A 10282-nucleotide genomic window follows, 5' to 3' on the forward strand; every position below is an offset into this window, starting at 1 on the left:
CCGTACGGCCCCCAGCGCCCCCTCCGTGCTCACCGGCCTCGGCGGCGGCGCCACCACCGTGAAGTCGGCGCCCGGGGGCAAGGCCCTCACCGGCGCCCTCGCCCCGCTGCTGAAGTCCCCGGCGCTCGGCGACCTCTCCGCCTCCGTGGTCGACGTGTCCACCGGCAGGAGCGTGTACGGCGACGACACCGGCGACGCCCTCACCCCCGCCTCCACCACGAAGATCGCCACCGCCGTCGCCGTCCTCACCGCGCTCGGCCCCGACCACCGCCTGACCACCCGCGCCACCTTCGAACCCGACACGAAAGAGGTCATCCTCGTCGGCGGCGGCGACCCCACCCTCACCGCCCGCGAGAAGAACCCCACCGGCTCGGCGAGCCTGCGGGACCTCGCCGGCCGCACCGCCGCCGCCCTCGCCGAACGCGGCGTGCGCGAGGTGACCCTGTCGTACGACACCACCCTCTACCCGGGCGGCCAACGGCACCCGATCGGGGTCAACCCCAACCTCGCCGCCCTCACCCCCCTGATGGCCGACGAGGCCCGCCGTGACAACTCCGCCGCCGGCCCCGCGGACCGCGTCGCCGACCCCGCCGCCGACGCGGCGCGGAAGTTCGCCGTCCTCCTGAAGGAGAACGGCATCAAGGCCACACCCCCCGGCCCGTCGAAGTCCACGACCCGCGCCGGCACCCTCGCCGCGGTCTCCTCGCCCCCGCTCGCCACCCTGGTCGAACGGATGCTCACCCACAGCGACAACGACCTCGCCGAGGCCCTCGCCCGCCAGACCGCGATCGCGACCGGCGGACGGGCCGACTTCGCGGGCGCCTCCGCCGCCGTCCGCGCCCAGCTCCAGAAGCTCGGGGTCCCCCTGAAGGGGGCCGTGTTCAAGGACGGCAGCGGCCTCGACCGCGGCAACCGGCTCACCGCCGGCCTGCTCACCGCGCTGCTCGTGAAGTCCGGCGACCCCGCCCGCCCGGAACTGCGCCCGGTCCTCACCGGCTTGCCCGTCGCCGGCTTCACCGGCACCCTCGCCGGCCGCTACGCCGACGGCGCGGCCGGCGCGGCCGGCGTCGTACGGGCCAAGACGGGCACTCTCACCGGCGTGAACGCCCTGGCGGGGACGGTCGTCGACCGGGAGGGCCGGCTGCTCGCCTTCGCCTTCCTGGCGACCGGCACCACCGACCCGACGGCCGCCCAGGCGGCCCTGGACAAGGCGGCCACGGCCCTGGCGGCGTGCGGCTGCCGGTGACCTCCGGCCTCCGGCCGGCTGTCTCGCCGCCCTGCCCCGCGCCGCGCTCCTCACGTACCGTTGCAGCATGACGAGTTTCGGTGGTGCTGCCTCTTCCGGGATGGTCGACTGGGATCTCGCGGTCACGACCGCGACCCGGCTCATGCGGCCGGGCCCCGATGTGAGCCGTGACGAGGCCAGGGCCATCGTCGCGGAACTGCGCGAGCACGCGAAGGCGTCCGAGACGCACGTCCGGGGCTTCACCCGGCTGGGCACCGACGAGACGCACGACACCCCCGTCCTCGTCGTCGACCGCCCCGGCTGGGTCCGGGCCAACGTCGCGGGCTTCCGCGAACTCCTCAAGCCGCTCCTCGACAAGATGCAGGAGCGGCGCGGCACTTCGCCCGGCGGGGCCCTCCTCGGCACCGTCGGCGGCAAGGTCACCGGCGTCGAGGTCGGCATGCTGCTGTCCTTCCTGGCCTCCCGCGTCCTCGGCCAGTACGAGACCTTCGCCCCCGCCACCCGCGACCTGCCGGCCGGCGGCCCGCCCGGCGCGCCGAACGGCGGGGGCAGGCTGCTGCTCGTCGCCCCCAACATCGTCCACGTGGAACGCGAACTCGACGTGGACCCCCACGACTTCCGGCTGTGGGTGTGCCTGCACGAGGAGACCCACCGCACCCAGTTCTCCGCCGTGCCCTGGCTGCGCGACCACATGCAGGGCGAGATCCAGTCGTTCCTGGGGGAGACCGACGTCGACCCCATGACCGTCCTGGAGCGGGTCCGCCAGGCCGTCCAGTCCTTCGCCGGCGGCCGGCCCGAGGGCGAGGAGGACGAGGACGACGGGCGCTCCCTCGTCGAACTCGTGCAGACCCCCACCCAGCGGGAGATCCTCGGCCGGCTCACGGCCGTGATGTCCCTGCTGGAGGGACACGCCGACTTCGTGATGGACGGCGTCGGGCCCGAGATCGTGCCGAGCGTCACCGAGATCCGTGAGAAGTTCCAGCAGCGCCGTGCGAAGGGCGCCTCCCGCCTTGACCTGGCCCTGCGCAAACTGCTCGGCCTGGACGCCAAGCTCCGCCAGTACCGCGACGGCGAACGCTTCGTCCGCGCGGTGGTCGAGGAGGTCGGCATGGACGGCTTCAACCGGGTGTGGACCTCGCCCAACACCCTCCCCACCAAGGCGGAGATCGCCAAGCCCGCGGAGTGGGTCACCCGAGTGCACCGCAAACCCGAGGCGTGAATCGAGCGTGCGCCGCGCGTGCACCCGAACGCCGGGCGTGCGCCGCGCGGGTACGGGGCGGCCCGACGCCCGGTAACAGGGCTGGAAACAAGGCCACATGGGACGACATGAAGCGAATCCGGTGAACGGGCCCTCAATCACCCGTCCGAGGGACCGTGAGCGAAGAGTAGGCGTGCAATGCTCGGGGAACGGCCCTTCTCTGTCACCATCTACACACTCTGAGTGACCGATCCCGGGCTCACCCCCCGAAAACTTCATGAAGGGAACCGGACATGGGTCCCCATCCTGCGGTCGCGGCGATACGTCTGGCGGTCCGCCGCGTACTCCACGACATCCTCGACGAACACACCCGAAACCCCGGCGAACACGGCAGGCCCTCCGGCGGGCCCGGCCGTATCCCCGACGCCCCGCGCGAGCGTGAACCGTCCCCGCTCGTGCTCGTTGCCTGCTCCGGCGGCGCCGACTCCATGGCGCTCGCCTCCGCCCTCGCCTTCGAGGCCCCCCGCCTCGGTGTGCGCGCGGGCGGTGTCACCATCGACCACGGCCTCCAGGCCGGCTCCGACCTGCGGGCCGCCGAAGTGACGCTGCGCCTGCGCGGGCTGGGCCTCGACCCCGTCGAGGCCGTCGCCGTCACCGTCGGCCGCGAAGGCGGTCCCGAGGCTGCCGCCCGCGACGCCCGCTATGCCGCCCTCGACGCCGCCGCCGAACGGCACGGGGCCGCCGCCGTCCTGCTCGGCCACACCCGCGACGACCAGGCCGAGACCGTCCTGCTGGGGCTCGCCCGCGGCTCCGGCATCCGCTCCCTGTCCGGAATGGCCGCGGTCTCGGGAGCCGACGGCCGTTACCGCAGGCCCTTCCTGCGGCTCGACCGGCAGACGGCCCGCAAGGCATGCATGGCCCAGTCCCTCCACGTCTGGGACGACCCGCACAACACCGATCCCGCCTACACCCGCTCCCGGCTGCGCCACGAGGGCCTGCCCGCCCTGGAGAAGGCCCTCGGCAAGGGCGTCGTCGAGGCACTCGCCCGGACGGCCCGGCTCTCCCGCGACGACGCCGACGCCCTCGACGCCTGGGCCGGCCGGGCCGAGGCCGGCGTCCGCGACGCCGACGGCCGTCTGGAGTGCGCGGGGCTGTACGCCCTCCCGCCCGCCGTGCGCCGCCGTGTGCTGCGCCGCGCGGCCATCGACGCGGGAGCCCCGGCCGGTTCGCTGTTCGCCCGGCACATCGAGGAGGTCGACCGGTTGATCACCGGCTGGCGCGGCCAGGGGGCCATCAATCTCCCCGGCCGGGTCGTGGCCCGTCGCCAGGGTGGCAGACTGGTGATTCGGCAAGGCTGAAAAACGTATCCTCGGCAGAGCCGCGGACGGTACGGGACAGCCGCTGGGACGACCGAAAGTGATGCGGGTGGACGCGAAAGACATGGGTGCCGACCTCGAGAAGGTGCTCATCACCAAGGAAGAGATCGACGCCAAGCTGGCCGAGCTGGCCGCGAAGATAGACGCGGAGTACGCGGACAAGGAACTGCTGATCGTCGGTGTCCTCAAAGGCGCGGTGATGGTCATGGCCGACCTCGCGCGGGCACTGTCCACCCCGGTCACGATGGACTGGATGGCCGTATCCTCGTACGGAGCGGGCACCCAGTCCTCCGGTGTGGTGCGGATCCTCAAGGACCTCGACACCGACATCAAGGGGAAGCACGTCCTGATCGTCGAGGACATCATCGACTCCGGCCTGACCCTGTCGTGGCTGATCTCCAACCTCGGCTCGCGCGAGCCCGCCTCCCTCAAGGTGTGCACGCTCCTGCGCAAGCCCGAGGCCGCCAAGGTCAACATCGACGTGGAATGGGTCGGTTTCGACATCCCCAACGAGTTCGTCGTCGGCTACGGCCTCGACTATGCCGAGAAGTACCGCAACCTCCCGTTCGTGGGTACGCTCGCGCCCCACGTATACGGCGGTTGAGCAACCGCGGTCGCGACGCCGTATGTGATCGGGAACCCCGGCGGCGTCCGCACCGTTGGAGCATGCGTGGACGCGAATGCCGACTGTCCCTCGCAGCTTCGGGGGACAATGCTGGGGTACCGTCCGAAGAACAGTCTTTATCAAACTCACTATGGCAGGAGGGACGGGGCGGCACCGCTCCGTATGGATGGACGTGAAGCGATACTTCCGTGGGCCGGTCATGTGGATCGTGCTGGCCGTCCTCGCCGTGGTCGTGTTGATGAATGTCGTCGGCTCGTCCGGCGGCTACAAGACGGTGGACACCGGCCAGGTCGTCCAGGCGATCAACGAGAACAAAGTCAAGTCGGCCAAGCTGACCACCGGCGACGAGCAGATCATCAAGGTCGAGCTCAAGGACGGCCAAAAGGTCAAGGACAGCTCGAAGATCCAGGCGAGCTACATCGGTGACCAGGGCGTCACCATCGCCAACACGCTGCAGGACAAGTACCAGAACGAGCAGATCCCGAAGGGCTACACGGTCTCGCCGTCGAAGCAGAACCCCTTCGTCAGCATTCTGCTGTCGCTGCTGCCCTTCGTCCTCATCGTCGTGGTCTTCCTCTTCCTGATGAACCAGATGCAGGGCGGCGGCTCCCGCGTCATGCAATTCGGCAAGTCCAAGGCAAAGCTCATCACCAAGGACACGCCGAAGACGACGTTCTCCGACGTCGCCGGATCGGACGAGGCGGTCGAGGAACTCCACGAGATCAAGGAGTTCCTGCAGGAGCCCGCGAAGTTCCAGGCCGTCGGGGCGAAGATCCCCAAGGGCGTGCTGCTGTACGGCCCGCCCGGTACCGGCAAGACCCTGCTCGCGCGCGCCGTCGCGGGTGAGGCCGGGGTTCCCTTCTACTCGATCTCCGGTTCCGACTTCGTCGAGATGTTCGTCGGTGTCGGTGCCTCCCGGGTCCGTGACCTGTTCGAGCAGGCCAAGGCCAACGCCCCGGCGATCGTCTTCGTCGACGAGATCGACGCGGTCGGCCGCCATCGCGGCGCCGGCCTCGGCGGTGGTCACGACGAGCGCGAGCAGACCCTGAACCAGCTCCTCGTCGAGATGGACGGCTTCGACGTGAAGGGCGGCGTGATCCTCATCGCCGCCACGAACCGGCCCGACATCCTCGACCCGGCTCTGCTGCGTCCCGGCCGCTTCGACCGCCAGATCGCGGTCGACCGTCCGGACATGCAGGGCAGGCTGGAGATCCTCAAGGTCCACCAGAAGGGCAAGCCGGTCGCTCCGGACGTCGACCTGTCGGCCGTCGCCCGCCGCACCCCCGGCATGACGGGTGCCGACCTGGCCAACGTGCTGAACGAGGCCGCGCTCCTGACCGCGCGCAGCGATCAGAAGCTGATCGACAACCACATGCTGGACGAGGCGATCGACCGAGTGGTCGCGGGCCCGCAGAAGCGGAGCCGGATCATGTCGGACAAGGAGAAGAAGATCACCGCGTACCACGAGGGCGGACACGCCCTGGTCGCGGCGGCCTCACCGAACGCCGACCCCGTCCACAAGATCACGATCCTGTCGAGAGGCCGTGCCCTCGGCTACACGATGGTGCTGCCGGACGAGGACAAGTACTCCACCACGCGCAACGAGATGCTGGACCAGCTGGCCTACATGCTGGGCGGCCGCGCGGCCGAGGAGCTCGTCTTCCACGACCCGACCACCGGCGCGGCCAACGACATCGAGAAGGCCACCGGTCTGGCCCGCGCGATGGTCACGCAGTACGGCATGACCGAGCGTCTGGGCGCGATCAAGTTCGGCGGCGACAACTCCGAGCCGTTCCTCGGACGTGAGATGGCTCACCAGCGCGACTACTCGGAAGAGATCGCCGCGCTGGTCGACGAAGAGGTCAAGAAGCTCATCGAGACCGCGCACAACGAGGCGTGGGAGATCCTGGTCGAGAACCGCGACGTACTCGACAACCTGGTCCTCGCGCTCCTCGAGCGGGAGACGCTGGGCAAGGAGGAGATCGCCGAGGTCTTCGCTTCGATCGTCAAGCGTCCGGCCAGGCCCGCCTGGACCGGCTCCTCCCGCCGTACGCCGTCCACCCGCCCGCCGGTGCTCTCCCCCAAGGAGCTGGCACTGACGAACGGAGTGAACGGCGCGACGCCGGCCATCTCGACGGTGAAGAGCACCGTCGCGCAGCCCGAGCCGGTGCCCGAGCCGGCTCCGGAGGACCGTCCCGAGAGCTGACCGGCTCCCCCGGTGGTCCCACCGGGCCCGGAATGGATGCCGCGCCCCCCAGGTTCTAGCCTGGGGGGCGCGGTTCTTTTGTGTATCCGCAGTTGAGAGCACGTGCGGTCGGGTCCGACACGCGCGCAGGCACAGGAACGAGGCATCACATGACCGACCCCGTGACGCTGGACGGCGAGGCCACCATCGGCGAGTTCGATGAGAAGCGTGCCGAGAACGCCGTACGCGAACTGCTGATCGCGGTCGGCGAGGACCCGGACCGGGAGGGCCTGCAGGAGACGCCGGCCCGGGTGGCGCGGGCGTACAAGGAGCTCCTGGCGGGTCTTCGGCAGGAGCCCGAGGACGTTCTGACGACGACGTTCGACCTGGGGCATGATGAGATGGTTCTGGTGAAGGACATTGAGATCGTCAGTCTCTGTGAACATCACATGCTGCCGTTCCACGGTGTTGCGCATGTCGGCTACATCCCGGCGGAGTCCGGCAAGATCACCGGTCTGTCGAAGCTGGCGCGGCTGGTCGAGGTGTTCGCCCGTCGTCTGCAGGTGCAGGAACGACTCACTACGCAGGTCGCCGATTCCCTCATGCGGATTCTCGAAGCTCGTGGCGTGATCGTCGTGATCGAGGCCGAACACATGTGCATGTCTGTGCGCGGCATTCGCAAGCCCGGCGCCAAGACCACGACCTCGGCGGTGCGTGGGCAGCTTCGGGACTCCACGTCCCGGGCCGAGGCGATGAGCCTGATACTGGCACGCTGACCCGATTGTCGGTGGTGCCCGATATCATCCCTGATCGGTGGGGTTTATCGCTGGTCAAGGGGGATCGCGGTGGGGTACGGGCTGCCCAGCAAGCAACTGGTGAGCGTCGTCGGCGGGTGTCGACAGGCCAGGAATGTCGAGGTGGGCTCGAAGCTCTGGAGCCTGGACGGGACGCGTACGGTGCAGACGACGGTCGTGGAGGTGACGGCTGTCAAAGCCCGTGAGGTCGTGGACGTGGTGACCGATCGGGTGACGTTCACGGTGGCACCGGAGCAGATGCTGGGCACGGCCGAGGGGTGGATTCGGGCGAAAGACGCCAAGGGGACCATGCTTGCGTGGTCCGACGCGCGGAAGCTGTGTCGGGAGCGGCCGGCCATCCGGCCCTGTTACGAGTTCGGGTACTTCGTCGGAGCCACGTGTGCTGACGGGACGGTGGGCAGGAACTACGTGTCCCTCGTGGTCAACGAGGAGGATTTTGCCGCGCGTTACGCCGGTTGTCTGACCAAGGCGACCGGGTTGGCCGCTCGACTGGAGCCGGTGACCCGACCCTCCGGGTATCTCAGGCGCGACGTGCCCGGTTTTCGCGTACGGGTTGTGTCGTCGTATCTCGCGGACGCCATGCGGCAGTACGTGGGCGGGGACCCGCATCACATGCGGCAACGCTTTCCGCGGGTGGTTCTCCGGGACATCGACACGTTCGTGGGCTTTCTGGACGGCTATGCCGAGGGAGACGGGTTTCGCCACAAGAAGTGGGACGGGCGCACTGTGATCAGTTCGAATGTGCCGTTCCTCGTGGAACTGGCCCAGATCATCGGTGCGAGGTTCACACCAAGGCCCAAGGGGTCTTCTTCCCAGTTGGTCATCACTGACCGATGGCAGGCGCGAGGAACTTTTGTGCCCGAGCGCCACCCCTTGGAACCGAACGAGTCGGCCTGGGCCGGGGTGAACGAGATCCGGCGTCGTGCGGCAGCCGGGACGAAGCCGTTCATCCTCTACGACTACCACCTCGATCCCTGCCCGGGCTTCCTGGTCAACGGTCACTTGGTCCGTCGGCCCCGGTGACTGTGTCACGTTGCCGGAGCTGTCCCCGGGCTGTCGTTGTCGTCCTCCGGGAGCTTGCAGACGTGCTCCAGGAAGAGGGCCGCCGCTATGACGGCGATCCCCGCCACGACCGAGGCCCCCGCGTAGATGGCCTGGTCGCGGCGGGCGGGGATGTCGAGGGACTCCAGGAGGAAGACGCCGGTGCCGCCGTACATCCCGGCGACGAGGGCGGCGACCAGGGCACTGGCCTGACCGAAGACGACCGCGCGGGCCGCCATCATCGGGTCGACGCCCTTGGCGCCGGGGCGGCGCTCGCGCTGGTCCTTGAGGCGGGCGCGCAGGGACAGTGCCGTGGCCGTGAGGACCACGGCGATCAGGGCGAGGACGACGGGCGCAGCCAGCGGAACGCTCGGCAGGGTGCCGAGGGAGTTCCAGAGGCGGGCGCCGGCCCAGGACAGGATGCCGGCCACGACGAAGACGCCGGCCAGCACCCTGATGCGCAGCTCTCTCACGGTGTCCCTTCGGTTCCCCCGGTGCCCCGGTGTGCGGTCCTGTCGACCTTAACGGCTACTCGGGCAGCCGGAGTTCCAGGTCGTCGCGGGGTGTGACGCCGTCCCGGGCGACCGTGTCCAGCAGGGCGGCGACGGGTCCGCGTCCGGGGAGTTCGGCGTCGGGGTCGACGTCGTGCCAGGGGGCCAGCACGAAGGCGCGCTCGTGGGCGCGGGGGTGGGGGAGCGTCAGGTGCGGGTCGTCGGAGAGGCGGTCCGCGTAGGAGACGATGTCCACGTCCAGGGTGCGCGGGCCCCAGCGCTCGTCGCGCACCCGGTGAAAGGCCTCCTCGACCGCGTGGGCCCGCTCCAGCAGGGAGGACGGGGGCAGGGTGGTCTTCAGGACCACGATCGCGTTGAAGTACGAGGGCTGGCTGCCGGGCTCGACGCCCCACGGCTCCGTCTCGTACACGGGCGAAACCGCCTTGACCCGGATGCCGGGGGTGTCCTCCAGGGCGTCGACGGCCCCCTGGAGGGTCTCCAGCCGGTTGCCGAGGTTGGCGCCCAGGGAGACGACGGCCTGCTTCGGGTTGTGCAGGGTGGTGTCGGCGGCGTCCACCCGCTCGACCACGGAGGCGGGAACGGGCTGGACGGTCGGGTCGCTGTGGCCCTGGGTGGACGGCCTGGTCATGCGCGGCTCCGGATGATGGTGATGGTCACGTCGTCGAAGGGCACGGTGATCGGCGCGTCCGGCTTGTGGACGCGGACCTCGACCTCCTGGACCACGTCGTGCTTGAGGCAGACCTGTGCGATGCGCTCGGCGAGCGTCTCGATGAGGTTGACGGGCTCGCCCTGGACGACCGCCACGACCTCCTCCGCCACGATGCCGTAGTGCACGGTCCTCGTCAGATCGTCGTGGGCCGCGGCCGGCCGGATGTCCAGGCCGAGGACCAGGTCCACGATGAAGGTCTGGCCCTCTTCGCGTTCCTTGGGGAACACACCGTGGTGCCCGCGGGCCTTCAGGCCGTGCAGCGCGACACGATCCACACGAATCCACTCCTGCAGTCGTCGGTCCGGCCGGTCGGCGCCGTGTGCGGACGGCACCCTTGCCTCAGTCGAATTTACCCGCGGGTACCCACAGGGCGGACCCCGAGGGGGGCGGATCCGATGTGTGCCGGGAGGTTTCACCGTGCGTTTTCCCCAGGAAGGCCTGGAGCTCACGGACAGCTAGCGGCCCCTACCCGCACGGAGGTGGTGCCAATCACTTCCCGGGCGGGAAAGGGAACGGCGGAGTCCGGCCGGGTTCTGTGATCGGGCGGGCCGGGGCGGGCCCGGAACGGACCGTTC

The 10282-nt window shown here is 69.9% G+C and carries 10 protein-coding genes; 7 read left to right on the plus strand and 3 right to left on the minus strand.

The window, feature by feature from the left end; all coding sequences use genetic code 11:
* The 7 genes from dacB to AOK11_RS28360 form a co-directional block, all read left to right on the plus strand.
* The coding region (gene dacB, locus AOK11_RS28330) for a D-alanyl-D-alanine carboxypeptidase/D-alanyl-D-alanine endopeptidase (protein ID WP_055596568.1) at positions 1 to 1246 on the plus strand (1246 nt) is incomplete at its 5' end.
* A 67-nt stretch (positions 1247 to 1313) separates the two neighbouring features.
* Complete coding sequence (locus AOK11_RS28335; RefSeq protein WP_055596569.1) at positions 1314 to 2465, plus strand: zinc-dependent metalloprotease; 1152 nt, start codon at positions 1314 to 1316, stop codon at positions 2463 to 2465.
* 272 nt (positions 2466 to 2737) lie between these two features.
* Positions 2738 to 3802: a tRNA lysidine(34) synthetase TilS gene (gene tilS / locus AOK11_RS28340; protein WP_055596570.1), complete on the plus strand. Its 1065-nt coding sequence runs from the start codon at positions 2738 to 2740 to the stop codon at positions 3800 to 3802.
* Between the two features lie 61 nt (positions 3803 to 3863).
* Positions 3864 to 4424 carry a hypoxanthine phosphoribosyltransferase gene (hpt, locus tag AOK11_RS28345; protein ID WP_055596571.1) on the plus strand — a complete coding sequence of 187 codons (561 nt, stop codon included), beginning with the start codon at positions 3864 to 3866 and terminating at the stop codon, positions 4422 to 4424.
* Between the two features lie 187 nt (positions 4425 to 4611).
* The gene (ftsH, locus tag AOK11_RS28350; RefSeq protein ID WP_055596572.1) at positions 4612 to 6651 is read left to right on the plus strand and encodes an ATP-dependent zinc metalloprotease FtsH; all 2040 of its coding nucleotides are present in this window, start codon (positions 4612 to 4614) and stop codon (positions 6649 to 6651) included.
* Between the two features lie 149 nt (positions 6652 to 6800).
* Complete coding sequence (folE, locus tag AOK11_RS28355; RefSeq protein WP_055596573.1) at positions 6801 to 7406, plus strand: GTP cyclohydrolase I FolE; 606 nt, start codon at positions 6801 to 6803, stop codon at positions 7404 to 7406.
* Between the two features lie 69 nt (positions 7407 to 7475).
* Positions 7476 to 8468: a hypothetical protein gene (locus AOK11_RS28360; RefSeq protein WP_240497519.1), complete on the plus strand. Its 993-nt coding sequence runs from the start codon at positions 7476 to 7478 to the stop codon at positions 8466 to 8468.
* 5 nt (positions 8469 to 8473) lie between these two features.
* Here AOK11_RS28360 and AOK11_RS28365 read toward each other — a convergent pair whose 3' ends face one another.
* From AOK11_RS28365 to folB, 3 genes are read right to left on the minus strand one after another with little or no spacing between them, the layout of a single operon-like run.
* Positions 8474 to 8959, minus strand: coding sequence for a DUF3180 domain-containing protein (locus AOK11_RS28365; protein WP_055596574.1), 486 nt, complete (start codon positions 8957 to 8959; stop codon positions 8474 to 8476).
* A 55-nt stretch (positions 8960 to 9014) separates the two neighbouring features.
* Positions 9015 to 9626, minus strand: a complete 612-nt coding sequence (folK, locus tag AOK11_RS28370) for a 2-amino-4-hydroxy-6-hydroxymethyldihydropteridine diphosphokinase (protein ID WP_055596575.1) — start codon at positions 9624 to 9626, stop codon at positions 9015 to 9017.
* Positions 9623 to 9982 (minus strand): dihydroneopterin aldolase, encoded by a 360-nt coding sequence (gene folB, locus AOK11_RS28375; protein ID WP_055596576.1) that lies wholly within the window; start codon positions 9980 to 9982, stop codon positions 9623 to 9625. Before folB ends, folK begins: the two co-directional genes overlap by 4 nt.
* Positions 9983 to 10282: the final 300 nt, after the last annotated feature.

Origin of the sequence: Streptomyces hirsutus, assembly GCF_001418415.1 — a bacterium.
Lineage (GTDB): Bacteria > Actinomycetota > Actinomycetes > Streptomycetales > Streptomycetaceae > Streptomyces > Streptomyces hirsutus.

Bases quoted from the DNA above. Each gene is read 5' to 3' on its own strand.
- AOK11_RS28335 (WP_055596569.1), top strand. From the start codon at position 1,314: ATGACGAGTTTCGGTGGTGCTGCCTCTTCCGGGATGGTCGACTGGGAT.
- tilS (WP_055596570.1), top strand. From the start codon at position 2,738: ATGGGTCCCCATCCTGCGGTCGCGGCGATACGTCTGGCGGTCCGCCGC.
- hpt (WP_055596571.1), top strand. From the start codon at position 3,864: ATGCGGGTGGACGCGAAAGACATGGGTGCCGACCTCGAGAAGGTGCTC.
- ftsH (WP_055596572.1), top strand. From the start codon at position 4,612: ATGGACGTGAAGCGATACTTCCGTGGGCCGGTCATGTGGATCGTGCTG.
- folE (WP_055596573.1), top strand. From the start codon at position 6,801: ATGACCGACCCCGTGACGCTGGACGGCGAGGCCACCATCGGCGAGTTC.
- folK (WP_055596575.1), bottom strand. From the start codon at position 9,626: ATGACCAGGCCGTCCACCCAGGGCCACAGCGACCCGACCGTCCAGCCC.